Here is a 26,111-nt window from a genome sequence, read left to right as displayed (position 1 = left end):
GTGTCCGCACCACTCTTTCATACTCGTCATACATCATCGCGCATTTGCAGTAAGGCGAAATATGACGAGTATCGAGTCATGCTTTCCTGGTTCGAATTCTCAGCTGAAAATAGAAAAATGGCATGGATTTTAAGCAGAAAACAACCAAAAGTTATATAAAAAAGTGCATTTATCGCATTTAAATATTTAGAAGAATGGCTGGCAAACGTTTGCTTTTGCCTTTCGGTCAGCTAAAATGCCCGCTTTGCTACCACGGGATTGTTTTCGATGTCTGTTTCCACCCTCGAGTCAGAAAATGCGCAACCGGTTGCGCAGGCTCAAAACAGCGAACTGATTTACCGTCTTGAAGATCGTCCGCCGCTTCCTCAAACCTTGTTTGCCGCCTGTCAGCACCTGCTGGCGATGTTTGTCGCGGTTATCACCCCTGCGCTTCTCATCTGCCAGGCGCTAGGTTTACCGGCACAGGACACACAACACATTATTAGTATGTCGCTGTTTGCCTCCGGTGTGGCATCGATTATTCAGATTAAAGCCTGGGGGCCGGTAGGTTCCGGGTTGTTGTCGATTCAGGGGACCAGTTTCAACTTCGTTGCCCCGCTGATTATGGGCGGCACGGCGCTGAAGACCGGTGGTGCTGATGTTCCCACCATGATGGCGGCACTGTTTGGTACCCTGATGCTGGCAAGTTGCACGGAGATGGTGATCTCCCGTGTTCTGCATCTGGCGCGCCGCATTATTACGCCGCTGGTTTCTGGCGTCGTGGTGATGATTATCGGCCTGTCGCTAATTCAGGTTGGGTTAACATCCATTGGTGGTGGCTATGCGGCGATGAGCGATAACACCTTTGGCGCACCGAAAAATCTGCTGCTGGCGGGCGTGGTCTTAGCCTTAATCATCCTGCTTAACCGCCAACGTAACCCTTACTTACGCGTGGCCTCGCTGGTGATTGCGATGGCGGCCGGATATGCGCTGGCGTGGTTTATGGGTATGTTGCCAGAAAGCAACGAACCGATGACGCAAGAACTGATTATGGTACCAACGCCGCTCTATTATGGTCTTGGTATTGAATGGAGCCTACTGCTGCCGCTGATGCTGGTCTTTATGATCACATCGCTGGAAACCATTGGCGATATCACCGCGACCTCTGACGTTTCCGAACAGCCGGTTTCCGGCCCGCTGTACATGAAACGTCTGAAAGGCGGCGTGCTGGCAAACGGCCTGAACTCGTTTGTCTCGGCAGTATTTAACACCTTCCCGAACTCCTGCTTCGGACAGAACAACGGTGTAATTCAGTTAACGGGTGTTGCCAGCCGTTATGTCGGTTTTGTGGTGGCGCTGATGTTGATCGTGCTGGGCCTGTTCCCGGCAGTGAGTGGTTTCGTGCAACACATCCCAGAGCCAGTTCTGGGCGGCGCTACGCTTGTGATGTTTGGCACCATCGCCGCATCCGGTGTACGCATCGTTTCCCGCGAGCCATTGAACCGTCGGGCAATTCTGATTATTGCACTGTCGCTGGCCGTCGGTCTGGGCGTTTCTCAGCAGCCGCTGATTTTGCAATTTGCCCCTGACTGGCTGAAAAACCTGCTCTCTTCAGGTATTGCCGCTGGCGGTATTACTGCCATTGTGCTGAACCTGATTTTCCCGCCGGAAAAACCGTAATTCACTTAGCGGCGGTAAGTTTCTTTACCGCCGCAGCGACTCTCTTTCACCATTCCCGCCTTGAGGAATGCGCGTAAATCGTGCATAACTCCCTTATGTGTATTTCGCGGGATGGAAGACTATGAAATTTATTGGGAAGCTGCTTCTCTACATTTTCGTCGCGCTACTCGTAGTGATAACTGGCCTCTATTTTCTTCTGCAAACCCGTTGGGGTGCGGAGCATATCAGCGCATGGATTTCCGAAAATAGCGACTACCATTTGGTCTTCGGGGCAATGGATCACCGCTTTTCCGCGCCGTCTCATATCATACTGGAGAACGTCACGTTTGGTCGTGATGGACAGCCCGCTACCCTGGTGGCAAAAAGTGTTGATATCGCCTTGAGTAGTCGGCAACTGACCGAACCGCGCCATGTCGATACCATTCTGCTGGAAAACGGGACGCTGAATCTCACCGACCAGACCGCCCCGCTACCGTTCAAAGCCGATCGCCTGCAACTGCGCGATATGGCATTTAATAGCCCAAATAGCGAGTGGAAATTAAGTGCTCAGCGGGTAAATGGCGGCGTCATTCCGTGGTCGCCAGAAGCCGGTAAAGTGTTGGGAACGAAAGCGCAGATTCAATTCAGTGCTGGCTCCCTGTCGCTCAATGATGTTCCTGCCACCAATGTGTTGGTTGAAGGCAGTATTGATAACGATCGCGTTACGCTGACCAATCTGGGTGCCGATATCGCGCGCGGTACATTAACCGGAAACGCGCAGCGTAACGCCGACGGTAGCTGGCAGGTGGAAAACCTGCGCATGGCGGATATCCGTCTGCAAAGCGAAAAATCGCTGACGGATTTCTTTGCGCCATTGCGCTCTGTGCCTTCGTTACAGATTGGTCGCCTGGAAGTGATAGATGCTCGCCTACAAGGCCCGGACTGGGCGGTGACCGATCTCGATCTCAGCTTACGCAACATGACCTTCAGTAAAGATGACTGGCAGACACAGGAAGGAAAGCTGTCGATGAATGCCAGCGAGTTTATTTATGGTTCGCTGCATTTGTTTGACCCGATTATGAACGCAGAATTTTCCCCGCAGGGCGTGGCGCTGCGCCAGTTTACCAGCCGTTGGGAAGGTGGCATGGTGAGAACGTCAGGAAACTGGCAACGCGACGGGAAAACGCTGATCCTCGATGATGCGGCAATTGTCGGGCTGGAATATACCCTGCCAAAAAACTGGCAACAGTTATGGATGGAAACGACACCCGGCTGGTTAAACAGTCTGCAACTGAAGAGATTTAGCGCCAGCCGCAACCTGATCATTGATATCGACCCGGCCTTCCCGTGGCAACTCACCGCGCTCGATGGCTATGGCGCGAATCTGACACTGGTTGCCAATCACCAATGGGGCGTCTGGAGTGGCACAGCGAATCTGAATGCCGCCGCCGCGACGTTCAATCGTGTTGATGTTCGCCGTCCGTCGCTGGCACTGGCCGCCAACAGCAGCACGGTGAATATCAGCGAACTTAGCGCGTTTACCGAGAAAGGCATTCTGGAAGCCACAGCCAGTGTTTCACAAACGCCGCAGCGCCAGACTCATATCAGCCTGAACGGACGCGGTGTGCCGGTGAATATTTTGCAACCGTGGGGATGGCCTGAATTACCATTGACTGGCGACGGCAATATTCAGCTTACCGCCAGCGGCGATATTCAGGCCGATGCACCGCTAAAACCCACGGTTAACGGGCAACTCCATGCCGTGAACGTTGAAAAACAGCAAGTGACCCAAACCATGAATGCTGGCGTCGTTTCCAGTGGCGAAGTTACGTCAACGGAGCCAGTGCAGTAAAAATCAATCTCACCGGGTACGACACAGCCGTACCCGGAATTTTTTCAATAAATAACAAACAGTAGAGTATCCAATTACCATGTTCGTTCCCGCTCATTGCACGGCGTAAACCATCCTTAAGAATACGGATATTGCTATTTTTTGTTATCAACTTACGTTTCTTTTTTCTGGGAGCGCGGTTGTGCCAAAGCGTAACTTATGGATTTGCCGAGAGTTTCTGTGAAGAGGATCATGGCAAGGCGAAACGAAGCGGAAAAAAGTGTGATGGGGGATGTGATAAGGCGAGGAAGTAGCTATAATGCGCCCCGCCTCCATGTAGCAATCGAGGCGCGGAAGATCGTCGTCTCCGGTGAGGCGGCTGGACTTCAAATCCAGTTGGGGCCGCCAGCGGTCCCGGGCAGGTTCGACTCCTGTGATCTTCCGCCAAAATGCCTCTTCTGACGTTCACCAATCCCTTGTAATACCGTTTAAAGCAGATAATTTCTTCTGTTCATGATTCAACCTGCTTTACCGAAGTTGTTCTTAATATTTATTACAGCGGAAGCGACATGCCAGACAAACGCTTAACCCAGTCCCCAACAGGCGAATTTAACGAATCAACAGCAGGCAGGAGAGATCGTCCCCGGCATTGATCATGTCGATCGCTTCATTCATTCGCTGGTTAATCGTTGACGAATGCAAGGTTGACTCGGCAAGGCTCGCCACAATTTTCAGTACCGTTGCCTCATCCAGAGTTGCTTCCAGCGATGTCAGACTCAACAAATGCTTAATATAGAAATAGTCGAGAATTAAACGGTAAACCTGGCGCATGACCGTTGAGAAATCAGCATCCGGAAAATGGCAGTGGTAAATTTTGTAGGTCAGTAAATTGCGCAATACATGCGGGGCGCTAAGGATAGAATCCTGGCAAAGCTGCTGCCACTGTTTATTCAGGACAGCAAACTTGTCAGCCAGAGCCTGCTTATCCGGGCTGTTTGCTACGTCTAAGTACACCGCCATCTTTCGATGCGCGTCAGCAATAATACGATCCCTGCTGCTCTTATTCGCGATAAGCGAACCCAATACCGTCAGCGCACGCACCTTCAATCCCACCGACTCCGTAGGCGTTGATTGACTCATCAGGCTAATACCTGCCGACAGCTCGCTTAATAGCTCCTGATGGTACTGTTCAGCCTGCGCAAAATGGTTGTGCAGATCGAACTCAATGCGCTGCAGATAAACCATAAACTGTGCCAGCGCCATCAGGTTTTCTTCAACGTTCAACGATGGCGCCTGTAGAAGGTGCCAGGCAAAGAGATACACAATCTGGTGGATCTGATTAACCGGCTGGCTGGCGGTGAAGGTGTTTTTCGCCTTCGCCAACAGATCATCCTGTTCGTGCACTAACATGCTGTCGGCATCAAACAATACCAGTCGGGCTACTTCTGGACATGAGAGCACCATCGAATGGCGAGTTGTATCCGCGTAGTGCTTTTTGCTACGTGGATAAGTAGAACAGGTTTCTGAAAGTGCTTTTTCTCCCAGATCGCGATGGACCAGGCAGAGTTTATTTTCATCGAGAAACGGACACTGACCCTGCGCGTCCAGTTTGATTATCGAATAGCGGCTTTTACCATTTCGCACCCGTAATAAATTCTCTTTCGCCAACTGGGCAATTTTCGGGTGTTGTTCGTTGAGGTAAGTATGATGGGTTTTCTTGTCGATGTGTATCTTCCAGCCCTGACAGCAGGAAATCAGGCAGTTGGGGCCGACGCAGGCAAACTTCTTCACAAACTCGGGGGTTACTACTTTATGGATTTGCATAACATTCTTCGCGTTTAAAAAGAGAACAGTAGCACGCTGTCAGAACAAAATGATAACGTCATAACCTGACGGTTTAACAAGTATTTCACTCGTTTCATAAATGCTCGCCCCCATCAAATGACGGGTTTACCGGAAGGGGTCATTCTCACCATTTTTGCTATCATGCCTGCATACATAAACGACAAAACAGTATGCAGAGGGAAAAATGGGTTCCACCAGAAAGGGGATGATGAACGTTCTGATTGCCGCCGTATTATGGGGAAGTTCAGGCGTTTGCGCGCAATACATCATGGAACAAAGTCAGATGTCATCGCAGTTTCTGACCATGACGCGGCTGATATTTGCCGGATTTATTCTACTGACGCTCTCTTTTGTCCACGGCGATAAAGTCTTCTCAATCATTAAGAATCATAAAGATGCCATCAGCCTGCTTATTTTTTCCATTGTTGGCGCCCTGACCGTCCAGCTAACTTTCTTACTGACGATTGAAAAATCCAATGCAGCTACAGCAACGGTGCTGCAATTTTTATCACCAACGATTATCGTGGCCTGGTTCTCACTGGTACGAAAATCGCGCCCCGGTATTCTGGTATTTACCGCGATTTTGACCTCCCTGATAGGCACATTTTTGCTGGTCACCCACGGTAATCCAACATCGTTGTCGATCTCTCCTGCTGCGCTGTTCTGGGGAGTTGCTTCAGCCTTTGCTGCCGCATTCTATACGACATACCCCTCAACGCTCATTGCCCGTTACGGCACGCTGCCCGTCGTCGGCTGGAGTATGCTCATTGGTGGGATGGTCCTGCTGCCCTTTTATGCCGGGCAAGGAACAAATTTCGTGGTTAATGGCAGCCTGATCCTGGCTTTTTTCTATCTGGTGGTAATTGGAACTTCGCTGACCTTTAGTCTGTATCTGAAAGGTGCACAGTTAATTGGCGGGCCGAAAGCCAGTATTTTGAGTTGCGCAGAACCATTAAGTAGCGCGCTGCTCTCTTTGCTGTTGCTGGGGATCACCTTCACATTACCAGATTGGCTGGGAACGCTACTGATTCTGTCATCGGTGATTTTGATTTCAATGGATTCCCGCCGCCGCGCCAGAAAAATGTAATCGTCCGGCGCGGTACGGTTGATCATTACCAGCCAGGCACCGCGCCACCGTTAAAGAGGGTTTCTGCCGCTTTAGCAACTTCTGGTGACTGATAAGATTGCAGAAACTCCTTCACGTTTTCTGCATCCTTATTATCTTCCCGCGCCACCAGAATGTTCACATATGGTGAATTTTTATCTTCAATAAATACGCTGTCGTTAACCGGAGAAAGTCCTGTTTGCTGGATGTAAGTGGTGCTGATAATCGCTACATCCACTTTCGGGTCGTCCAGTACACGTGGCAACTGTGCCCCTTCCAGCTCCATTATCTGCAAATGGCGTGGATTCTCAGTAATATCCAACGCCGTTGGCAGTAAACCTTTCCCCTCTTTTAAGGTAATAAGTTTCTCTTTTTGCAACAGTAACAGCGCACGCCCCAGATTGGTCGGATCATTCGGAATCGCTACTGTCGCTCCTTCTTTTAGCTGATCGACTGTTTTAATTTTTTTCGAATAGCCAGCCATGGGGAAGACAAAGGTATTTCCTACCGCCACCAGTTTGTAACCGTGCGCCTGATTATCCTGTTCAAGGAAAGGACGATGCTGGAAGACATTGGCATCCAGTTCACCCTGATTAGTTGCATCGTTCGGCAACAACGAACCACTAAATCCAACCAATTCAACTTCAAGACCATACTTCTCTTTGGCCACTTTTTTAGCGACTTCTGCCACATCCTGTTCGGCACCGTTAATGACGCCAACTTTAATGTGTTTTGCATCGCTGTTTTGCTGGTCGCAGCCTGCCAGCAGGATCCCCGCCAGAAATAATGCTGCCCCTGTCCGTAGATGATGTGTTGTCAGTTTCATTTTTTATCCTTTTATTAATGATTACCTGACTATAGCGGTAAGGTCGCTGCGATTTAAAAAACGAAACGCTATCGATAAGAATAAAAAGGAATAAAAGTGGAATATAAGGTCTGGCACTTCTTACTGACCACGCAAGCGCGTTTCGTACAGCATGATGAGAGCGATGAAAGCAAACTACACTTATGCTTCATTCGATACACATTTGTAAAAGGTTGAATCCATGAAACCAACGACACTACTGCTTATTTTCACTTTTTTCGCTATGCCAGGCATCGTATACGCCGAGTCGCCTTTTAGCTCACTGCAGTCCGCAAAAGAGAAAAATACGGTATTAGAGGATTTGCGGAAAATTTGCACCCCGAAGGCATCGTTGTCAGATGAAGCGTGGGAAAAGTTAATGTTGTCAGATGAAAACAATAAACAACACATACGCGAGGCCATCGTGGCGATGGAACGTAATAATCAGAGCAATTATTGGGAAGCGTTGGGTAAGGTAGAATGCCCGGATATGTAAGTACGGCAACAACCACTGACCAACGCTTCTTTACCTGATATCAGGATTTCTTCATTTTCACCTTTGCCGTAACCAACAATGCAGTCAGCAACATCAATGTGCCGGACAACATCAGCGGCGAAGTCAGACCAATGTTATCCAACGCATAACCGCCGATTGCCGCACCGCAGGTATTGGCAAGCTGAATAACGGCCACCTGAATAGACCCAGCCTTTTCTGCCTGATCGGCCAATGAGCGAGTGATCCACGTTGACCAGCCAACGGGAATTAAAGCAAAGGTCAGCCCCCAGATAATCGCCACACCGGTAGCAACAATTTTATCGCTTCCCCACAGCGTCAGTACCAGCGCGCTCAGGGCGAGTACAAACGGTGCGCCCGCTAAGGCCAGTTTCACCGAACGTTTGAGAATGAACGACGAAAGCGATGTACCAACAAAACTGGCGATACCAAAACTCAACAGCACCAGCGTTAAGCCATCAACGCCGAATCCCGCCAGATTCATATACACTGGGCGAATATAAGTGAAAAAAGCAAACTGTCCGGCGAAGGACATAAAGATGGCGATCATCCCGGCCATCACCCCCGGACGCTGCAACAGGCGAAAGGCATTTTGTTTCTGATGTGACGGTTCGCCAGGCAGCGAAGGCAATGATTTGATAATCCAGATAATACACAGCACGCCCATCACCGCCGCCGCATTAAAGACATTGCGCCAACCGATAAGCTCGCCTAAAAAACTGCCCAATGGCGCGGCAATTACCAGCGCAATGGACACCGCGCCGAAGATCACCGACAGCGCCTTCGGCACCGTACGAGGCGGTACCAGGCGCATGGTCAGCGACGCCGACATCGCCCAGAATCCACCCAGTGCCAGCCCCAGACAGGCGCGACCGATTAACAGCAGACTGAATGAGTTGGCAAAGGAAACCAGTAAGCAGGAAAGCGTCAGCAAAACAGCGAACAGAATGACAACGTAGCGGCGGTCAGTGGCCTGAATGGTCTGGGTAATAAACAAACTGGCAAACATCGCCACAAAAGCGGTTACGGTCACCGATTGCCCGGCAACCCCTTCCGAAATGCCTAAATCGTGCGCCATCGGCGTCAACAAACTGACGGGCAAAAACTCAACGATAATCAGACAGGCGACGCAAAACGCCACCGAGAAAACGGCTGACCAGTTCGGTCGGGTAATGGCGCCCGCGCCGCGGTTTTCTTCGATATATTCACTCATGGTGTTACCCGTGGCATGTTTCAGGGGAAAAGCCGATCAGTTTAACATTGAAATGTGTGACACATTTAACGTTTTTGCAACTTTTACAGTGTTGCATGAGGTAGGGGTAAGATCGAAACGGAACAAGACAAAGATTGCCGGATGCGGCGTGAACGCCTTATCCGTACTCGGTCTGTAGGCCTGATAAGACGCGCCAGCGTCGCATCAGGCAAAGCGGTTTTAATGCAGCCAGTAAACGCCCTCAGCAGGCTGAAAAAATGCGTTGTAGCGCATCTGGAATGCATTAATCTCCTGCATTTCAGGCTCTATTTCGCGCAGAAAACCCAGCGCCAGCCTGACCTGAGCATCGGTAATCGGCGCGGCAAGGCGGGCTTTTTGTAAAATCCGATGCCATTGCAGCAGGTTCTGCTCGCTACCATCGACAATGACAACCTGCCAGATAAGCAACACCTGCGCGGCATTTTGCAGGTGCGACTCATCCGGGCGATGCAGATAACGTAAAAATTCGTCACCGGCTGACTTTCCCATTTGATCGACCATTGACTCAACGGGTACAACATCAATATTCAGCCGATCGCTGAGGCGGCGAATCGCTTTTCTGGCCCCGGATGTCAGCACCCGAAAACCAACCACAAACACCACCACCAGCGTAGCGAGCATTATCCAGATCATGAGTTCTCCTGCGTAACCGGCACTCATGATATCTGGAAACGCTTATCAGATACTAATCCACCAGGATGATTTTCAGCGCAAACAATGCCGCTACAACCACCACACACAGATTCAGATCGCGCCAGCGCCCGGTGCACACTTTCATGATGCAGTAAGACATAAAGCCGAGCGCAATCCCTTCAGTGATCGAGAAAGTAAAGGGCATCATCACCGTGGTGATAAATGCAGGTACCGATTCGGTAAAATCATCCCAGTTAACGCGCGCCAGACTTGAGGTCATCAACACGCCAACAAAGATTAACGCCCCGGCGGTGGCGTAAGGTGGAACCATCGCCACCAGCGGTGAGAAGAACATAACCAGCAGGAACATAACGCCAACAACAACCGCAGTCAGCCCCGTGCGACCGCCGACCGCTACGCCAGAAGTACTTTCAATATAGGCGGTAACAGAGGAAGTTCCGATAAACGCGCCAGCCACCGAACTCACGCTATCAACATATAGCGCCTTATTCATGTTAGGGAATTTACCGTTACTATCTATTAAGCCAGCTTTATCAGTTACACCAATTAATGTTCCTGATGAATCAAATAGGTTGATCAACATAAAGGAGAAAATGATACCGGCAAGCTCAAGCGATAATGCCCCGCTCAAATCAACCTCGCCAATAACACCGCTAATATCAGGTGGAATAGAATAGATTCCGCTGAAATGAACATCTCCGAAAAATAATCCACAACAGGAAGTAACGACGATAGAAACCAACACCGCCGCATGAAAATTACGCGATGACAACACGGTTATAATAAAAAACCCTAAAATACCTAACAACACGCCGTGGGAACTTAAATCACCAATCATCACCAGCGTGTCTTTATTGGCGACAATAACACCGGTATTTTTTAATCCCATTAAGGCAATAAATAGCCCGATACCACTGGTGATACCAATACGTAAACTTAACGGAATGTTAGAGATCATCCAGTAACGGATACGAAAAAGAGTCAGCAAAAATAGCCCTATTGCCCCCCAGAATATCGCCCCCATTCCGGTCTGCCAGGAGATGCCCATCGCCCCTACAACCACGAACGCAAAGAAGGCGTTCAGCCCCATTGCCGGCGCCAGCGCCACGGGCAAGTTAGCAAATATCCCCATCGCAATACTACCGATGCCGGCAATCAAACAAGTGGTGACAAACACCACTTTCGGGTCCATTTGTGCCGCACCGAGTATTTGTGGGTTAACAAAAACGATGTACACCATAGTTAAAAAAGTGGTCATCCCCGCAATCAATTCTGTGCGGACGGTAGTCCCATGTTGTGGCAGTTTAAATAATCGAGAAAGCGTCCCTGATTCATTACTCACGTAATCGGTATTGTCATTATTCATTTTTTTGTCCATTGGAGGAGATTTAATCCTTTGCTTTTGTAAAACAAATGACAACAACGGTTCAGTGATAATTATCACATTTCAATTGCACATTAATGGATATTCTTTAATAATCACGCGATGTTTCTTTATGATAAATAATAATCAAATTGATAAAATCAAAATGAGAAAAATATGAATAATCCTATTAACCATAAATTTCATCACATTAGTCGAGCCGAATACCAGGATTTGCTGGCTGTTTCCCGTGGCGACGCTGTTGCCGATTATATTATTGATAATGTCGCTATTCTGGATCTGATCAATGGCGGAGAAATTCCCGGCCCGATTGTGATTAAAGGACGTTACATTGCCGGTGTTGGCGAAGAATATGCCGACGCTCAGGCTTTGCGGCGGATTGATGCCCGCGGCGCAACGGCGGTGCCGGGGTTTATTGATGCTCACCTGCATATTGAATCCAGCATGATGACGCCGGTCACTTTTGAAACAGCTACCCTGCCACGCGGCCTCACAACTGTAATTTGCGACCCTCATGAAATCGTCAACGTGATGGGCGAAGCTGGATTTGCCTGGTTTGCCCGCTGTGCCGAACAGGCAAAGCAAAACCAGTATTTGCAAGTCAGCTCTTGCGTACCCGCTCTGGAAGGCTGCGATGTTAATGGTGCCAGTTTTACGCTCGAACAGATGCTCGCCTGGCGCGACCATCCGCAGGTTACTGGTCTGGCCGAAATGATGGACTACCCTGGCGTAATTAGTGGACAAAATGCGCTGCTCGATAAACTGGACGCCTTTCGCCATCTGACTCTGGATGGTCACTGCCCCGGTCTAAGCGGTAAAGAACTTAACGCCTATATTGCCGCGGGTATTGAAAACTGCCACGAAAGTTATCAGCTGGAAGAAGGACGCCGAAAATTACAACTCGGCATGTCGTTGATGATCCGCGAAGGGTCCGCTGCCCGCAATCTCAACGCGCTGGCTCCGTTGATCAACGAATTTAACAGCCCACAATGCATGCTTTGTACTGATGACCGTAACCCGTGGGAAATCGCTCACGAAGGGCATATCGACGCCTTAATTCGCCGCCTGATTGAACAACACAATGTGCCGTTGCATGTGGCATATCGCGTAGCCAGCTGGTCGACGGCGCGCCATTTTGGTCTGAATCATCTCGGTTTACTGGCTCCCGGCAAGCAGGCCGACATTGTCCTGTTAAGTGACGCCCGTAAAGTCACTGTGCAACAGGTACTGGTGAAAGGCGAACCGATTGACGCACAAACCTTGCAGGCAGAAGAGTCGGCGAGACTGGCACAATCCGCCCCGCCATATGGCAATACCATTGCCCGCCAGCCAGTTTCCGCCAGCGACTTTGCCCTGCAATTTACCCCCGGAAAACGCTATCGCGTCATTGATGTCATCCATAACGAACTGATCACGCACTCCCGCTCCAGCGTCTACAGCGAAAATGGTTTTGATCGCGATGATGTGTGCTTTATTGCCGTACTTGAGCGTTACGGGCAACGTCTGGCTCCGGCCTGTGGTTTGCTCGGCGGCTTTGGCCTGAATGAAGGCGCGCTGGCGGCGACAGTCAGCCATGACAGCCATAATATTGTGGTGATCGGTCGTAGCGCAGAAGAGATGGCGCTGGCGGCCAACCAGGTGATTCAGGATGGCGGCGGGCTGTGCGTGGTCCGTAACGGCCAGGTACAGAGTCATCTGCCGTTGCCCATTGCCGGGCTGATGAGCACCGACACGGCGCAGTCACTGGCGGAGCAAATTGACGCGTTAAAAGTCGCCGCCCGTGAATGTGGCCCATTACCGGATGAACCGTTTATTCAGATGGCGTTTCTTTCCCTGCCGGTGATCCCCGCATTGAAACTGACCAGTCAGGGGCTGTTTGATGGCGAGAAGTTTGCCTTCACCACACTGGAAGTCACGGAATAATAAAAAAAAGCCCGGCGTCATGCCGGGCAAAAGTCACCAGTTACGTTTATGCCACTGTCAACTGCTGAATTTTTTTCTCGCGGCGGATTTTTCGTTCTTCCATCACCGCGACTATCGCCATCAGGCAGATACAGCCAATAGCGGCGATATCCAGTGCAGCGAAGGTGCCTGCCCAGCCGGTGAGGCCGAACACTGGCGTACCATCGGCAATCATTCCCAGACCTAATTTGGCAAAGCTGTCACCAATCAGGTAGGCGAAAGTGCCTTTAATCCCATCGGCAGCGCCGATCGCTTTTTTCGGTACGAAGCCAACAGCCGCTACGCCAATCAACAGTTGCGGACCAAATACCAGGAAACCTAATGCAAAAAGAGAAGCCAGATAGATATATTGGTTGCTGGCGTGTTGATACACACCAAGCGTGGCGATAATCAGCGCGAGTGCAATACACGCCACCAAGCCACGGCGCCCGTTCGCCAGGTCAGAGAGCCAGCCCCACAGCAGCGTGCCAACCAGAGCACCGGCTTCAAACAGCGTAAAGCCCTGAATCGCCACCGATTTAGAAAGTTTCAGTTCCTGAAAAGCGTACACGGTTGACCACTGGTCGATACCAATGCGTACCACGTACAGGAAGATGTTGGCGAAGCACAGCAGCCAGATCACTTTGTTTTTCAAAACATATTCAACAAAGATCTGCCACTTGGTCATGTCGGTGGATTCCGTCTCTTTGTCCTCTTCGCTGATCTCTTCACCGAATAGTTCTTCAGCTTTGCCAAGACCATACGCTTCAGGGGAGTCGCTGCCGTAACGCAGACCGATAAAACCGACAATCAACGCGATAATCGACGGGAAGATAAACATGCCGATCACGTGACCGTCGAACAGGTAATTTGCGCCGAATAGCGCCACACCCGCCGCCCCCGCGCCGCCGAGGTTGTGGGAAATGTTCCAGAAACCGAGGAAGGTCCCGCGCTTACGACGCGGCGTCCATTTGGTAATCGTGGAGTAACTGCATGAACCGCCGGTGCTCTGGAAAAAACCGCTTAAGGCGTAGAAGGCAATCATCAGGAACAGGCTAACCGAGCCGCTGCCCATGCTGGCGCTGAAGCCCAGCATACAAATAGCGGACAAGATCAGCATGAACGGCAGGAATTGTTTGGTATTTTTGCCGTCGGCGTAGTAGGAAACCAGCGTTTTACCCACGCCGTAAGTGATGGAGAAGCCCAGGCCGATCATCCCCAGCTGCGTCATGCTCAACCCGTAGGTCGAGATCATGTCGTTCTGTGCGATGTTGAAGTTCTTGCGAATCAGGTACATCGTCAGGTAGCCAATAAAGACCACCAGATAGGATTGCATGAACGGTTTGAACCACATTTTACGCCGCACTTCGAGCGGAAGATCCAGGGTCGGCTTGCGAACCTGGTTTAAGAAAGCCAGCATGGGTTACTCCTGATTTCCCTTCATACTTCAGGCCGCAGGTGCCTTAGCTGCTCGCGTTCCTGCAACTTGAATTATTTTGGGAAAGAATTAACGAATGATGGCATTGTAAAAACCTGCAGCAAATCAGGCTTGAGATAGCGTCCAGGCAAAACCAGGAAAATTTCTTAGTTTTGCCGGATATGAGGTAGAAAAGTGAGATGCATCACGCTTCGCGTGGTGCCTGGGCGTTCAAAAAGGGCAGTAACAACAGTGCCGAAACCCCGGCAGCAATGGCGATAACCACGAAAAAACCACTCCAGTGCCAGGTATCCAGCACTTTCGCCAGCGGCCAACCGGCAAGCGACGCCCCCAGATAAGCAAACAAGCCGACAAACCCCGTCGCCGCACCTGCCGCCTCTTTGTGAGAACACTCTGCCGCCGCCATACCAATTAACATCTGCGGGCCAAAGACAAAAAAACCAATGGTGAAGAAGCAGGTTGCCTGCATCACGTAGCTGGCAAATGGCATCAACCACAGCGAGCCAACAGAGAGCAAAATCCCCGCAGCAAAAATCAAATTCATCGGCCCACGGTTGCCGTTAAACAGTTTGTCCGAGCCCCAACCGGCTACCAGCGCACCGATAAACCCGCCCAGTTCAAACATCGTTACTGCCGTATTCGCCGTGACCAGATCGACGCCCAGCGTCTCGGACATATACAGGTTGCCCCAGTCGTTGATCGCCGCACGAACCACATAGACCAGCACATAACAGAACGAAAGCAGCCAGATATACGGATTCAACAACACATATTTGGTGAGGATCTCTTTACGCGTCAGCCCCGCCCCTTCTTGTTGTTGGGCGATTTCCAGCGCATCGTGCCGCCATTCTCCGACCGCCGGTAAACCTAACGCCTGCGGGCGATCGCGCAGCCGCCAACAAAGAAAAATCCCCACGACTATCGCCATACAACCGGCAATCATCATCCCAGCACGCCAGCCATAATGCACCGCAGCAGCGGCCATCACGATGGGGATCAATGCGCCGCCGACGTTATGCGCCGTGTTCCATAATGCCCACCAACCGCCGCGCTCGGTACGAGAATACCAGGCAGTCAACAGACGCGCACAAACCGGCGAACCCCAGCCCTGGAAAAAGGCGTTCAGCACCCACAGCACGGCAAACGCCCACAACGAGGTGGAGAAGCCAAACAGAATGTTGATGATGCCCGTGGCGATAAGCCCAATCCCCATAAAATAGCGGGCATTAGAGCGGTCACTGACAATGCCGGAGACAAATTTCGATACGCCGTAGGTAATGTAAAACAGCGTTGCTAACAGGCCGATATCGCTACGGCTGAGCACGCCGTTGGCAAGGATTTCTGGTACGGCGGCGTTAAAACTTTTACGCGTGAAGTAAAACAGCGCATAGCCCAGCCAGATGGTCAGCAAAATATGCCGACGCCAGTAGCGGTAGCGAGCATCAATTTCACTTTTATCGCTGATCAGCGGTGCGTCGGCAGGTGCTTTCAGAAACGGCAACATCATCAAGCCTTAAACATAACGTTGAGGTAGAGAAACGCTGACACGCGTGCCGTGCAGGCAGGAAATGGTCAATGTGCCGCCCAGCGCCGTTACGCGCTCGCGCATTCCGGTCAAGCCAAAACCTTGCTGCCCGGAACCTGGCGGCAGACCACTACCATCGTCTTCAATCACCAGCATTAAACGCTCATCCTGCTGCCAGCCTTGCAGGATAACCGCACTGGCATCTGCATGTTTCACAATGTTGTTCAGCCCCTCCTGACAGATACGAAATAGAGTTACGCGCTGGTTCTCACTTAGCGCTGATTCATCTATCCGCCATTCGAGATGACTGACAATGCCGCGCCCTTCCAGCTCCATTTCCCGCATCAATGAACGGATGGCCTGCTCCAGGGTCAGATCATCCAACTGGCGCGGACGTAACCGCCCTAACAAGCGGCGAACCGCGTCGTAAACGCCCAGCGACAGTTGTTCGATGAGCTGTCCGCTCTGTTTCACACTGGCGTTATCCGCCGCCAGCCGCTGGACAATGCCAGCCTGAGTACGAATGGCGGTGATGGTCTGGCCGATATCATCGTGCAGTTCACGCGCTACGTCGCGACGCACACTCTCTTCGGTTTCAAGCAACCGCTCGGCAAGATGTTGATTACGCGCCAGTTCCTTTTGCAGCGACTGGTTAAGTTCACGCAACCGCTGGATGCCTGCGCCCAGTAACAGGCCAGTGAGGCTTTGCACCAGCAGCGAAAGCAATAAATCGACCGGATGATCGCGCCAGGTCTGACTGGCGATCAGCGCGATGGCGTTCATCAGCGTCGCAATCAGCGCCCCTTGCCAGCCATAATGCCAGGCCAGGGCGATAATCGGCAGCGCCAGACAAAACGGGGTAAAGCGCGAGAGTTCGTTCGGCAGCCCCAGTTGCAACCACAGGCTGATAACAAACAACAGCAAATACCAGACCAGATGCCGCCCACGCCAGTTGATCGGCTGGGAAACCAGCGATGGCCCCAGCGGCAGCCAGGTGTTATTCGCCAGATAGTGCCAGAACACCAGGCAAATGGGGGCCAGCGTCAGGCCGCCGGTTAAGGTCATCAGTAGGGCGTTCCAGGGCTCGTTTCCGTACCCATGCCAAAGCCAGGGTGATGACTGTAATAACGCCGCCGCCGTCAGTGCCGCGCCCTGTAACAGCAACGTGCGCCAGTCGCGCTGGTGGCGATAACGGGAAATCAACGCCACAGGAAGTAACGTCAGCAAACTACCGATCATCAATAACGGATCATGCGTTAACCCAACCGCCTGCGTCAGCCAGTAAATCAGCAGCCATTCTGCGCCCATCAGCACCAGCCAGTATCTGCGCGGGCATTGCAACATCAGCCCCAGTCGCAGACCGAACGGAAACAGCAATACCGCCAGATCCGGTCGTTCAACCAGGTGCAGGCTGATACTCCACAGGCAAAACCATGCGGCAGAGAAGATAAAAAAGCAGGAAACTACAGTATTCAAGCGGGAGAAAAATGTCTTCATCACCAGCCATCAAACATGCGCCGCGCCAGTTCAACGTCGTTGCTGACGCCCAGTTTTTCCATCAGATTGGCACGATGTACATGCACAGTTTTTGGCGACAACCCCAGTTCGGCGGCAATCTCTTTCACCGCCATCCCTTGCGCCAGTTTTTCTGCCACCTGGCGTTCGCGTTTGGTTAGCGGGTCCTGACGGCCCGATGCCAGTTTAATCGCGATATCCGGCGTCAGATAACAGCCGCCAGTTGCAACCGTATGCACGGCAGCGATCAGCTCGTCCGGGCTACAGCGTTTAGAGAGAAAGCCGCGCGCCCCCGCGTTAAGCGCCTGTTCAACCAGCGCCGGACTGTCGTGAACGGAGAGCATAATTGTCGCCATACCTTTCGGTAACTGGCTTAGCAGCTCCAGACCGGAGATATCGGGCATGGAGATATCGCAAATACACACCTGCACACCGCGCCCCGGCAGCCCCGCCAGCGCCTCGCGCCCGGAACCAAACTCGGCAACTACCTGCAAATCAGGTTCCAGCCCCAGCAGCTGCGCAAAGCCGGAGCGGACGATAAGGTGATCGTCTATAAGAGCAACGGTTATCATGGTCTTGTCCTGGCGGGTAAAAAAACGCGCTTACCTTAACGATAAGCGCGCCACTGTTCAAGCCTTGAGCGGTTACTGAAAAAATACGGCTATCTTGTTAAACATTGTCGGGTCGGACTGATTACGCTGCACTTTCACCACATCCTCCAGTTTGTCTATCTGGCTTATCATTTGTTCCAGTCGCTGATCGTCATTGACCAGTAGCCAGATGTGGCTTTTGTCGCTGTTCTGAATCGGCAGACAAAGAATGCCTTCGACGTTAAAAGCACGACGGGCAAAAAGCCCACAAACGTGGGTCATTACTCCGGGATGGTTGCGAACGGTGAGTTCCAGAATCACGTTGTCATGAGTTGTGTTTTGCATGGCTTATTCCCCCACCATTTCAGTATTTGCCGCGCCTGGCGGCACCATTGGGTACACTTTTTCTTCAGCATCAATGCGTACGTGGATCAGCGCCGGACCAGGGCGATTGATAATTTCCTGTAATGCCGCCTGCGGATCGGTTTCATTATTCAAATCACAGGTTTCGAGGCCGAACCCGGCAGCGATTTGCATAAAATTGATTTTTCCCGGATAGGTGGCCGCAAAAACGCCCTGCGTGTAGAACAGACTCTGTTGCTGATGCACCAGTCCCAGTGCTTCGTTATTCATCAGGATGATTTTGACATCCAGCTGGTTTTCACTGGCGGTCGCCATCTCCTGAATATTCATCATCAGGCTACCGTCGCCGGAGAAACACAACACTTTGCGATCTGGGTTAGCCAGCGCCGCACCTATCGCTGCGGGTAAACCGAAGCCCATCGTTCCCAGCCCACCAGAAGTCAGCCACTGACGTGGTCGATTGAGCGGATAAGCCTGCGCCGTCCACATCTGATGCTGACCCACGTCGGTGGTGATAATCGCGTTATCATCGACACAGGCGGCAACGGCGTTAATCAGCCCGTAATGTGTTAACGGATCGCACGCTTTCGGGATTGGACACGGGAACTCGCGCTGCAAATCCGCCACCAGTTGGTGCCACTCTGCACGCGGCTGGGCTTCCACCTGCGGGATCAGCTGCGCCAGCACATCATCAACATCCGCCTGAATCGCCACGTGCGGTTGCTTAACTTTACCCAGCTCCGCGCGGTCGATATCCACATGAATAATTTTGGCGTTCGGGCAGAACTCTTCCGTTTTGCCAATTGCCCGGTCATCAAAACGCGCACCGAGAACAATCAGCAGGTCCGCCTCCTGCAAGATATAGTTGGTGCTGCGCACGCCGTGCATCCCCAGCATGCCCAGCGACAGCGGATGTGCTTTTGGCAACATGCCCAGCGCCATTAAGGTCATGGTGGTGGGCAGCTGCGCTTTCTCAGCCAGTTCACGCACCCGCGCGGGCGCGTTAATGACACCGCCCCCCAGATAAAGCACCGGGCGTTTGGCGGCGTTAATCATTGCCGCAGCGTCACGAATACTTTCTTCGCTAAAGGCGGGCGCGGCGGCTTTTTCTGCCGCCGCGGGCTGTTCTTCAATTTCAAAAACCGCCGTTTGCACATCCTTAGGAATGTCTATCCACACCGGGCCAGGGCGGCCTGATTGCGCAATGCGGAAGGCATCGCTCATGACCTGCGGGAGTTCTTCGATATGCCTGACCAGATAGTTGTGTTTGGTGATGGGGATAGATATGCCGTAGGTGTCCACTTCCTGGAAGGCGTCGGTGCCGATCATCGAGGCGGGAACCTGGCCGGTGATGCAAATCAGCGGAATGGAGTCCAGCCGCGCATCGGCAATGGCGGTCACCAGGTTAGTCGCACCCGGCCCGCTACAGGCCATACAAACCGCCGGTTTACCGTCGGTGCGCGCCATTCCCTGGGCGATAAAGCCAGCGCCCTGTTCATGACGGGCCAGAATATGGCGGATTTGCGTGCTTTGGCTTAAGGCGTCGTAAACAGGGAGAATCGAACCGCCCGGAATCCCCGTCACAATCTTAATGCCCTGCTGTTCCAGGAAATGAACGATAAATTCTGCGCCGGTAAAACGCTTACGTGTCGATGTTGTGCCCGAACTTGCCATGCTCCAGTCCTTTTCTTCTGGGCCGACTTTCCGGGAGGTGTTTAAACGAAAAACCCCGCCCGGTTTGCGCCGGCGGGGTTTTGGAATCGTGTGTTGTTCCAGTCCCTACGGCGCATTGCCGACGACCACCACCACACGCACGACGACCACTGCGGCGGATGGCGCAGTTGGTAGTAGTTTTGCGTTGAGCATGGAAGTAGTCATTGGGGACCTTGTTGGTTTTGTGTTTAACAATATTTATACAAACACAGCTTTACAGGGGAGACAATGGAAAATTTTTCATCAAGGAATAATTGGGGGGTTGATCACGTTTTGTACTGAAATGCAGGTAACAAAAAACCCCGCCGGAGCGAGGTTTTGTCAGCCGCCCGCGGCTGGTAACCGCAAAGCACACTGTGTTATGTCAACACTGAAAGTATACGTGTTCCGCGTAGAACACGCAATTTCGGCACGAATTTTGACTTATTTAGCGCATAATTGAGTATCGATCACAGTTTGGATTTTGTCTAATTTTTACTGTTTATTTGTACAGTATAATTCTATAATATCACTGTACGCAATGTGTTATGCGGGGCCGCATCGTTACCCGGCGCACTAAGTCCTGGCTGAAACGGGTGGTGCCGTCAGCGCCTTAACCCCGCGTGAGCACACTGTGTTATGTCAACAAGCACAACGTTTCTTCTGAAGAAGCTGCGTACGCAACAGCTGGCAACAGGCAGCGGAAAGGTACGTCAGCTGGCAGTGCTCCTGAACCACAGGAGACGCGTATGAGCCTGGTGGATATTGCCATTCTTATCCTCAAACTCATTGTTGCGGCACTGCAACTGCTTGATGCTGTTCTGAAATACCCGAAGTGATTCAGATTCAAGCCGCACTAAAGGGGAGCGGGAAACCGTTCCCCTTTCATATTCTGCTGGCAGATTGGTGTCGTATGCGATGCTGACGCATCTTGTCCGACCTACAGTATTTATTTAAGCTAAAGTCCCTTCCGGCAACATTTATTGCCGCTGTTGTTTATATTTTCTGCCGTTTTGTTATTCATCATTCCGTATATATATCTGGCTAACATTTATCAATGTGATAGATTCCTCTCCTGCATTTATTCGAATGCGTAGTAACTTATTCTAAATATATTTTTAAAAGCGTCCGTGATAATGAAAAGGCATAGAAACGTCAATTTATTATTGATGTTGGTATTACTCGTGGCCGTCGGTCAGATGGCACAAACTATTTATATTCCTGCTATTGCCGATATGGCACAAGATCTCAACGTCCGTGAAGGGGCGGTGCAGAGCGTAATGGGCGCTTATCTGCTGACCTACGGTATCTCACAACTATTTTATGGCCCAATTTCCGACAGAGTGGGACGCCGCCCGGTGATCCTCGTCGGAATGTCCATTTTTATGTTGGCGACACTGGTGGCAGTCACCACTTCCAGCCTGACGGTGTTAATTGCCGCCAGTGCGATTCAGGGGATGGGGACCGGTGTCGGCGGCGTAATGGCGCGTACATTGCCGCGTGATTTATATGAACGGACACAGCTTCGTCACGCTAATAGCATGTTAAATATGGGGATTCTCGTAAGTCCGTTGCTCGCACCACTCATTGGCGGCCTGCTGAATACCCTGTGGAGCTGGCGGGCCTGTTATCTGTTTTTACTGGTGCTTTGTGCCAGTGTGACGTTCAGCATGGCGCGCTGGATGCCGGAAACACGCCCTGCCGATGCGCCGCGTACGCGCCTGCTCACCAGTTATAAAACACTCTTTGGCAATGGCAGCTTTAACTGCTATTTGCTGATGTTAATTGGTGGTCTGGCAGGGATTGCCGCTTTCGAAGCCTGTTCCGGTGTGTTGATGGGGGCAGTGTTAGGGTTGAGCAGTATGACAGTCAGTATTTTGTTTATTCTGCCAATTCCAGCGGCATTCTTCGGCGCATGGTTTGCTGGTCGACCGAATAAACGTTTCTCTACGTTAATGTGGCAGTCGGTTATCTGTTGCCTGTTGGCAGGAATGATGATGTGGATCCCTGGCTGGTTTAGCGTGATGAATGTCTGGACGTTGCTCGTTCCCGCCGCGCTGTTCTTTTTCGGTGCCGGGATGCTGTTTCCGCTGGCAACCAGCGGCGCAATGGAGCCATTCCCCTTCCTTGCTGGCACGGCTGGTGCGCTGGTCGGCGGCCTGCAAAACATTGGTTCCGGCGTGCTGGCGTCGCTCTCCGCGATGCTGCCGCAAACCGGTCAGGGCAGCCTGGGGTTGTTGATGACCTTAATGGGATTGTTGATCGTGCTTTGCTGGCTACCGCTGGCGACGCGGATGTCGCATCAGGGGCAGCCCGTTTAAGCTCACGTCACCGCAGCATCGTCATCAACTCCATAGGAGAACGATGCTGCTTTATCAGGTCACGCATCACCCGCATGTGCGGCGCAGAGTGGGAATAAAAAGCTTGATAGCCAACACAAAGCACGTTGCCAGGACAATCCTCCTGGGAATGTCGGCACAAGCGACGCCAGTCGCACACCTGACACTCCCGCCGAAGTTGTACGTTTTCGCTCCCGCACCATTTTTGCAGCGTGGCGTCAAAAAGTTCGACTGATATACGACCAATATCTGCACGCACCCAACGCTCGAACAGAGCGATTAAAAATTGCCCCCACAGTTCAGCCGTCACCGAAGAAGCTGTCAGCTCGCCCCGGTCATCAAATTCTATATGGGGAATAAGTTGCACGGAGCGAAGACCCCGCTGTTTGAAATTCTGATAAAAATCGGCAGGTTGTAGCGCATCTTTATACTCTACAACCAGTTTATGCCTGTCCTCTTCAGCATTTACAACCTGACTTCCTGTCATGCGACTCTCTCAATCAATACGATTAGTTGATGTATATGCGTCACAGCAAACAGTATTGCAAGAGATAACACCGCGAGGGAGATCATAAATTTGTCACGGATGACGTTAAATTGAGAAAAATCACTATTAGTCACATCCATTAAATTACGATTACGGGTATAGCGCCAAAGTATTAATGCCACAATGGCGAGGATGCCAATAGAAATCCAGAACAACGCGCCGGCCTGATGCCAGTTGTGTTTAATTGCCAGCGCCATCAGCGCGCCATAACCCAGCATGGTGCGAAACCACGCCAACGATGTCCGTTCTGGCTGAAGTCCGGGATCAGCAATGCGTCTGGCTTTGCGACTATCCGGCATACAGCACCAGCCCCATGACTATTACCGCTACGATCATCAATATTAAGCTGATGATTAATAAGCTGTTGGTATAGGGTAAGTCCTCTTTCAGACGCATCGCTTTTTCATTGCGTAACCAGCGCAGATAGCCATACATCGCTAATCCGCCGGAAAACAGGCATAACAATAACGCCAGCAGCTCACGAATGACGGGCGTAGCGAAGTCTGGCGCAAGTTGATCCAACCCGACGCCCGCCGCCAGAAATCCCAACGCGGTACGGATCCATGCCAGAAATGTACGTTCATTAGCCAACGAAAAGCGGTAATCAGGCGCTTCTCCAAGGCGGGAAATTTTCATTGTTGCTCCTTTGCACTTTCACTAACGCTCTGCCTTTAGCGGTTATTTTTAAGAATTTCGTCCGCCCGTTTCCTGATATGCTTTTGCCATCCATTACAAGGAGGTCAGATGGGTATCATAGCGCAAAATAAAAGCAGTTCACTGGGCATGCTGTTCGGTGCTATCGCTTTATTGATGGGTATTATCCACTTTTCATTCGGCCCTTTTGCCGCGCCACCACCAACGCTGGAAAGCATCGTGGCGGACAAAACGGCTGAAATTAAAAGAGGTCTTCTCGCCGGAATAAAAGGTGAAAAAATTACCACCGTGGAGAAAAAAGAGGACGTGGATGTCGATAAAATCCTCGATCAAGGCGGTATCGCACTGGCCATTGCCGCGCTACTCTGCGCATTTGTTGGCGGTATGCGTAAGGAAAATCGCTGGGGCATTCGAGGCGCACTGGTATTTGGCGGCGGGACGCTGGCTTTCCATACCTTACTTTTTGGTATCGGCATCGTGTGCAGCATTTTGCTGATATTCCTTATCTTTTCCTTCCTGACCGGCGGTTCACTGGTTTAAGCAACGCGGTAATGTTCAGAAATGCATTGTGAATGCCAGGTGGAGAACCATTTATGGCGACTCCACCCGGAAAAGCGTTAGCCGATACTCCAGAAAAGCACCGCCAGTAACTGTGGTGTGATAATGCGCAGGAACATAACTAACGGATACACCGTGGCGTAAGAGAGCGCTGCCGCGCCACTGGTAGGATGAAGATTATTGGCAAACGCCAGTGCCGGAGGATCGGTCATTGAACCCGCGAGCATCCCGCACATCGTGAGATAATTCATTTTGACTAACATCCGCGCCAGAATGCCAGCCGTGATCAGCGGAATTGCAGTAATCAATGCGCCATAGCCTATCCAGCTTAACCCTTCGCCATCCACCAGTGTATGGATAAAATCGCCGCCGGATTTCAGGCCAACTACCGAGAGAAACAGTACGATACCCAGTTCGCGCAGCGCCAGGTTGGCACTTGGCGGCATAAACCAGTAAAGCTTACCAATGCTGCCGATACGCCCGAGGATCAGCGCCATAATCAGCGGACCACCCGCCAGCCCCAACTTCAACGCAGCCGGGAATCCAGGCACAAACACCGGAATGGAACCCAACAATACGCCAAGCCCAATACCAATAAACACCGGTAACATTTGTACCTGTTGCAATTTTTGCTGCGCATTACCTAATACATTAGCAACGGCATCAATCGCGGACGGGCGTCCAACCAGGTTGAGAATATCGCCAAATTGCAGGCTAATATCGCTACTTGCAACTAATTCAACGCCAGCACGGTTCAGGCGCGAAATAACGACGTCATAACGCTCCTTAAAGTGCAGGTCGCGAATACGTTTACCAAGCACATTCTCATTGGTGACCACCACGCGTTCGACGCGCAGATCGGTGCCTTTCGTCGACAGCGAGGTATCCACTTCCTGACCAATCACCAATTGCGCATTATGTAAATCCGCAGGCTGCCCCACCAGATGAAGCAAATCGCCCAACTGAATAATGGTTTCCGGAGAAGGTACTTTGAGGGTTTCCTCTCGTTTCAATCGCGAGCAGATAACTTTATCGCCATTGAGAATCGGTACATCTTTAATCGCTAAATTATGTAAGTTAGGGTTATCAACACGGATGTTAATGGTCCTGATCAGCACGCTACCGTTAGTCCGCGTGGACTCGTGTTGCAACGCCTCAGTCTCAACATTGACGCGGAAAATAACCCGCAGCATCCACATAGTGAACAAAATGCCGCAAATGCCAAATGGATACGCCATCGCATAGCTCATCCCCATCTGATCGACCATCTCCATCGGTGTCCCCAGGTCGCGTAAGATCTGCTGACCTGCACCCAGCGCTGGTGTATTGGTGACCGCGCCGGAGAAAATCCCCAGTACTACGGGAAGTGGAATATCGAAAAGTTTATGCAGGATGGCGGTGACCAGACCACCGAGGATGACAACCAAAACAGCAAACAAATTGAGGCGTAATCCGGAGACACGCAACGAGGCAAAGAAGCCCGGCCCCACCTGAATACCAATAGTATAAACGAACAGGATCAGACCAAATTCCTGGATAACATGCAGCATGTCGCTGCTTAATGTCATCCCCGCCTGTGAAACAAAATGGCCGACGATGATCCCACCGAACAGCACGCCGCCAATGCCCAATCCAACACCGCGAAACTTGACGTTGCCGATAAACAACCCGACGACCGCCACCAAAGCCAGAATACTGACCGTTAATGCTATATCACTCATCGTCCATTTCTCTTGAAATAACATTTTAATTGCTACGGATTATGGCTGAATCGGTGAAGCAGATTTGCCTTATGGCGCACATTATCACGGTAAAGAAAGTGCCGGAACATCTTAAATTGGCGAAAATTAAAACATTGTTGAAGATTGCAGGCAAAAAAAAG

General features: G+C 51.3%; 23 protein-coding genes, 1 tRNA gene and 1 pseudogene. 9 read left to right on the top strand and 16 right to left on the bottom strand.

Annotation, left to right across the window (positions count from 1 at the left end; all coding sequences use genetic code 11):
- The first annotated feature begins 267 nt into the window (after positions 1 to 267).
- The 3 genes from xanP (at position 268) to AACS80_RS21580 (ending at position 3,916) form a co-directional block, all read left to right on the top strand.
- Positions 268 to 1,659, top strand: a complete 1,392-nt coding sequence (gene xanP, locus AACS80_RS21590; RefSeq protein WP_135410583.1) for a xanthine/proton symporter XanP — start codon at positions 268 to 270, stop codon at positions 1,657 to 1,659.
- A gap of 121 nt (positions 1,660 to 1,780) precedes the next feature.
- Positions 1,781 to 3,490 carry an AsmA family protein gene (locus AACS80_RS21585; RefSeq protein WP_135410584.1) on the top strand — a complete coding sequence of 570 codons (1,710 nt, stop codon included), beginning with the start codon at positions 1,781 to 1,783 and terminating at the stop codon, positions 3,488 to 3,490.
- A 331-nt stretch (positions 3,491 to 3,821) separates the two neighbouring features.
- Positions 3,822 to 3,916 (top strand) — tRNA-Sec (locus AACS80_RS21580).
- 162 nt (positions 3,917 to 4,078) lie between these two features.
- Here AACS80_RS21580 and fliB read toward each other — a convergent pair.
- Complete coding sequence (gene fliB / locus AACS80_RS21575; protein WP_135410585.1) at positions 4,079 to 5,293, bottom strand: flagellin lysine-N-methylase; 1,215 nt, start codon at positions 5,291 to 5,293, stop codon at positions 4,079 to 4,081.
- Positions 5,294 to 5,498: 205 nt separating this feature from the next.
- Here fliB and AACS80_RS21570 point away from each other — a divergent pair.
- Positions 5,499 to 6,423: pseudogene (locus AACS80_RS21570) on the top strand (carboxylate/amino acid/amine transporter).
- 3 nt (positions 6,424 to 6,426) lie between these two features.
- Here AACS80_RS21570 and nlpA read toward each other — a convergent pair.
- Positions 6,427 to 7,245, bottom strand: coding sequence for a lipoprotein NlpA (gene nlpA / locus AACS80_RS21565; RefSeq protein WP_130261096.1), 819 nt, complete (start codon positions 7,243 to 7,245; stop codon positions 6,427 to 6,429).
- A 220-nt stretch (positions 7,246 to 7,465) separates the two neighbouring features.
- Between nlpA and yicS the strand changes: the two genes are divergently transcribed.
- A complete protein-coding gene (yicS, locus tag AACS80_RS21560) occupies positions 7,466 to 7,759 on the top strand; it encodes a protein YicS (protein WP_064526021.1) in 294 nt (97 codons plus the stop codon).
- 40 nt (positions 7,760 to 7,799) lie between these two features.
- Here the strand turns inward: yicS and nepI are convergent, their stop codons facing one another.
- The 3 genes from nepI to adeQ form a co-directional block, all read right to left on the bottom strand.
- Positions 7,800 to 8,990: a purine ribonucleoside efflux pump NepI gene (gene nepI / locus AACS80_RS21555; RefSeq protein WP_135410587.1), complete on the bottom strand. Its 1,191-nt coding sequence runs from the start codon at positions 8,988 to 8,990 to the stop codon at positions 7,800 to 7,802.
- A gap of 219 nt (positions 8,991 to 9,209) precedes the next feature.
- Positions 9,210 to 9,662, bottom strand: a complete 453-nt coding sequence (locus tag AACS80_RS21550) for a DUF1198 family protein (protein ID WP_130206763.1) — start codon at positions 9,660 to 9,662, stop codon at positions 9,210 to 9,212.
- Between the two features lie 52 nt (positions 9,663 to 9,714).
- The gene (adeQ, locus tag AACS80_RS21545) at positions 9,715 to 11,049 is read right to left on the bottom strand and encodes an adenine permease AdeQ (protein WP_016159934.1); all 1,335 of its coding nucleotides are present in this window, start codon (positions 11,047 to 11,049) and stop codon (positions 9,715 to 9,717) included.
- A gap of 174 nt (positions 11,050 to 11,223) precedes the next feature.
- Between adeQ and adeD the strand changes: the two genes are divergently transcribed.
- Complete coding sequence (gene adeD / locus AACS80_RS21540) at positions 11,224 to 12,990, top strand: adenine deaminase (protein WP_135410589.1); 1,767 nt, start codon at positions 11,224 to 11,226, stop codon at positions 12,988 to 12,990.
- Positions 12,991 to 13,036: 46 nt separating this feature from the next.
- Here adeD and uhpT read toward each other — a convergent pair whose 3' ends face one another.
- The 7 genes from uhpT to ivbL all read right to left on the bottom strand — a co-directional run bounded on the left by uhpT (position 13,037) and on the right by ivbL (position 20,317).
- Positions 13,037 to 14,428 carry a hexose-6-phosphate:phosphate antiporter gene (gene uhpT, locus AACS80_RS21535; RefSeq protein ID WP_130261100.1) on the bottom strand — a complete coding sequence of 464 codons (1,392 nt, stop codon included), beginning with the start codon at positions 14,426 to 14,428 and terminating at the stop codon, positions 13,037 to 13,039.
- Positions 14,429 to 14,630: 202 nt separating this feature from the next.
- Entirely contained in the window at positions 14,631 to 15,950 is a 1,320-nt protein-coding gene (gene uhpC, locus AACS80_RS21530; protein WP_135410595.1) for an MFS transporter family glucose-6-phosphate receptor UhpC, read from the bottom strand.
- Positions 15,951 to 15,959: 9 nt separating this feature from the next.
- Positions 15,960 to 17,468: a signal transduction histidine-protein kinase/phosphatase UhpB gene (gene uhpB, locus AACS80_RS21525; protein WP_130261101.1), complete on the bottom strand. Its 1,509-nt coding sequence runs from the start codon at positions 17,466 to 17,468 to the stop codon at positions 15,960 to 15,962.
- A complete protein-coding gene (uhpA, locus tag AACS80_RS21520; protein WP_000633668.1) occupies positions 17,468 to 18,058 on the bottom strand; it encodes a transcriptional regulator UhpA in 591 nt (196 codons plus the stop codon). The genes uhpB and uhpA overlap by 1 nt, the downstream gene beginning before the upstream one ends.
- 72 nt (positions 18,059 to 18,130) lie before the next feature.
- On the bottom strand, positions 18,131 to 18,421 hold the full coding sequence (gene ilvN / locus AACS80_RS21515; protein WP_104920000.1) for an acetolactate synthase small subunit: 291 nt from the start codon (positions 18,419 to 18,421) through the stop codon (positions 18,131 to 18,133).
- 3 nt (positions 18,422 to 18,424) lie between these two features.
- A complete protein-coding gene (gene ilvB, locus AACS80_RS21510; protein WP_135408419.1) occupies positions 18,425 to 20,113 on the bottom strand; it encodes an acetolactate synthase large subunit in 1,689 nt (562 codons plus the stop codon).
- Between the two features lie 105 nt (positions 20,114 to 20,218).
- Positions 20,219 to 20,317: an ilvB operon leader peptide IvbL gene (gene ivbL, locus AACS80_RS21505; RefSeq protein WP_001300753.1), complete on the bottom strand. Its 99-nt coding sequence runs from the start codon at positions 20,315 to 20,317 to the stop codon at positions 20,219 to 20,221.
- 563 nt (positions 20,318 to 20,880) lie between these two features.
- On the opposite strand from ivbL, the gene tisB reads away from it, so the two are divergent.
- Together tisB and emrD are read left to right on the top strand one after the other, a co-directional pair.
- Positions 20,881 to 20,970, top strand: a complete 90-nt coding sequence (gene tisB / locus AACS80_RS21500) for a type I toxin-antitoxin system toxin TisB (RefSeq protein ID WP_135408417.1) — start codon at positions 20,881 to 20,883, stop codon at positions 20,968 to 20,970.
- Between the two features lie 297 nt (positions 20,971 to 21,267).
- Positions 21,268 to 22,452, top strand: coding sequence for a multidrug efflux MFS transporter EmrD (gene emrD / locus AACS80_RS21495; RefSeq protein WP_130261104.1), 1,185 nt, complete (start codon positions 21,268 to 21,270; stop codon positions 22,450 to 22,452).
- Between the two features lie 7 nt (positions 22,453 to 22,459).
- Here the strand turns inward: emrD and AACS80_RS21490 are convergent, their stop codons facing one another.
- Genes AACS80_RS21490 through AACS80_RS21480 form a run of 3 tightly spaced genes read right to left on the bottom strand, consistent with a single transcriptional unit; the run spans position 22,460 to position 23,653 of the window.
- On the bottom strand, positions 22,460 to 22,957 hold the full coding sequence (locus AACS80_RS21490; protein WP_130206778.1) for a radical SAM protein: 498 nt from the start codon (positions 22,955 to 22,957) through the stop codon (positions 22,460 to 22,462).
- Complete coding sequence (locus AACS80_RS21485; RefSeq protein ID WP_130206779.1) at positions 22,954 to 23,316, bottom strand: DUF202 domain-containing protein; 363 nt, start codon at positions 23,314 to 23,316, stop codon at positions 22,954 to 22,956. The genes AACS80_RS21490 and AACS80_RS21485 overlap by 4 nt, the downstream gene beginning before the upstream one ends.
- The gene (locus AACS80_RS21480; protein ID WP_000703955.1) at positions 23,306 to 23,653 is read right to left on the bottom strand and encodes a YidH family protein; all 348 of its coding nucleotides are present in this window, start codon (positions 23,651 to 23,653) and stop codon (positions 23,306 to 23,308) included. The genes AACS80_RS21485 and AACS80_RS21480 overlap by 11 nt, the downstream gene beginning before the upstream one ends.
- A gap of 108 nt (positions 23,654 to 23,761) precedes the next feature.
- On the opposite strand from AACS80_RS21480, the gene yidI reads away from it, so the two are divergent.
- Positions 23,762 to 24,211, top strand: a complete 450-nt coding sequence (gene yidI, locus AACS80_RS21475; protein ID WP_130261106.1) for a protein YidI — start codon at positions 23,762 to 23,764, stop codon at positions 24,209 to 24,211.
- Positions 24,212 to 24,288: 77 nt separating this feature from the next.
- Here yidI and AACS80_RS21470 read toward each other — a convergent pair whose 3' ends face one another.
- Positions 24,289 to 25,950, bottom strand: a complete 1,662-nt coding sequence (locus AACS80_RS21470; protein WP_130206782.1) for a putative transporter — start codon at positions 25,948 to 25,950, stop codon at positions 24,289 to 24,291.
- Positions 25,951 to 26,111: the final 161 nt, after the last annotated feature.

It is taken from the genome of Escherichia sp. E4385 (assembly GCF_963883145.1).
Classification (GTDB): Bacteria; Pseudomonadota; Gammaproteobacteria; order Enterobacterales; family Enterobacteriaceae; genus Escherichia.
The sequence above is the reverse complement of the archived record's forward strand: the minus strand, read 5'-3'. Positions and strand labels throughout refer to the sequence as shown.

Coding starts and splice junctions, on each gene's coding strand:
- tisB (WP_135408417.1), top strand. CDS start 20,881: ATGAGCCTGGTGGATATTGCCATTCTTATCCTCAAACTCATTGTTGCG.
- AACS80_RS21550 (WP_130206763.1), bottom strand. CDS start 9,662: ATGATCTGGATAATGCTCGCTACGCTGGTGGTGGTGTTTGTGGTTGGT.
- yidI (WP_130261106.1), top strand. CDS start 23,762: ATGGGTATCATAGCGCAAAATAAAAGCAGTTCACTGGGCATGCTGTTC.
- uhpB (WP_130261101.1), bottom strand. CDS start 17,468: ATGAAGACATTTTTCTCCCGCTTGAATACTGTAGTTTCCTGCTTTTTT.
- AACS80_RS21490 (WP_130206778.1), bottom strand. CDS start 22,957: ATGACAGGAAGTCAGGTTGTAAATGCTGAAGAGGACAGGCATAAACTG.
- nepI (WP_135410587.1), bottom strand. CDS start 8,990: ATGAGTGAATATATCGAAGAAAACCGCGGCGCGGGCGCCATTACCCGA.
- ilvN (WP_104920000.1), bottom strand. CDS start 18,421: ATGCAAAACACAACTCATGACAACGTGATTCTGGAACTCACCGTTCGC.
- yicS (WP_064526021.1), top strand. CDS start 7,466: ATGAAACCAACGACACTACTGCTTATTTTCACTTTTTTCGCTATGCCA.
- uhpC (WP_135410595.1), bottom strand. CDS start 15,950: ATGTTGCCGTTTCTGAAAGCACCTGCCGACGCACCGCTGATCAGCGAT.
- xanP (WP_135410583.1), top strand. CDS start 268: ATGTCTGTTTCCACCCTCGAGTCAGAAAATGCGCAACCGGTTGCGCAG.
- uhpT (WP_130261100.1), bottom strand. CDS start 14,428: ATGCTGGCTTTCTTAAACCAGGTTCGCAAGCCGACCCTGGATCTTCCG.
- AACS80_RS21585 (WP_135410584.1), top strand. CDS start 1,781: ATGAAATTTATTGGGAAGCTGCTTCTCTACATTTTCGTCGCGCTACTC.
- uhpA (WP_000633668.1), bottom strand. CDS start 18,058: ATGATAACCGTTGCTCTTATAGACGATCACCTTATCGTCCGCTCCGGC.
- nlpA (WP_130261096.1), bottom strand. CDS start 7,245: ATGAAACTGACAACACATCATCTACGGACAGGGGCAGCATTATTTCTG.
- fliB (WP_135410585.1), bottom strand. CDS start 5,293: ATGCAAATCCATAAAGTAGTAACCCCCGAGTTTGTGAAGAAGTTTGCC.
- AACS80_RS21485 (WP_130206779.1), bottom strand. CDS start 23,316: ATGCCGGATAGTCGCAAAGCCAGACGCATTGCTGATCCCGGACTTCAG.
- ilvB (WP_135408419.1), bottom strand. CDS start 20,113: ATGGCAAGTTCGGGCACAACATCGACACGTAAGCGTTTTACCGGCGCA.
- AACS80_RS21480 (WP_000703955.1), bottom strand. CDS start 23,653: ATGAAAATTTCCCGCCTTGGAGAAGCGCCTGATTACCGCTTTTCGTTG.
- AACS80_RS21470 (WP_130206782.1), bottom strand. CDS start 25,950: ATGAGTGATATAGCATTAACGGTCAGTATTCTGGCTTTGGTGGCGGTC.
- adeD (WP_135410589.1), top strand. CDS start 11,224: ATGAATAATCCTATTAACCATAAATTTCATCACATTAGTCGAGCCGAA.
- emrD (WP_130261104.1), top strand. CDS start 21,268: ATGAAAAGGCATAGAAACGTCAATTTATTATTGATGTTGGTATTACTC.
- adeQ (WP_016159934.1), bottom strand. CDS start 11,049: ATGAATAATGACAATACCGATTACGTGAGTAATGAATCAGGGACGCTT.
- ivbL (WP_001300753.1), bottom strand. CDS start 20,317: ATGACTACTTCCATGCTCAACGCAAAACTACTACCAACTGCGCCATCC.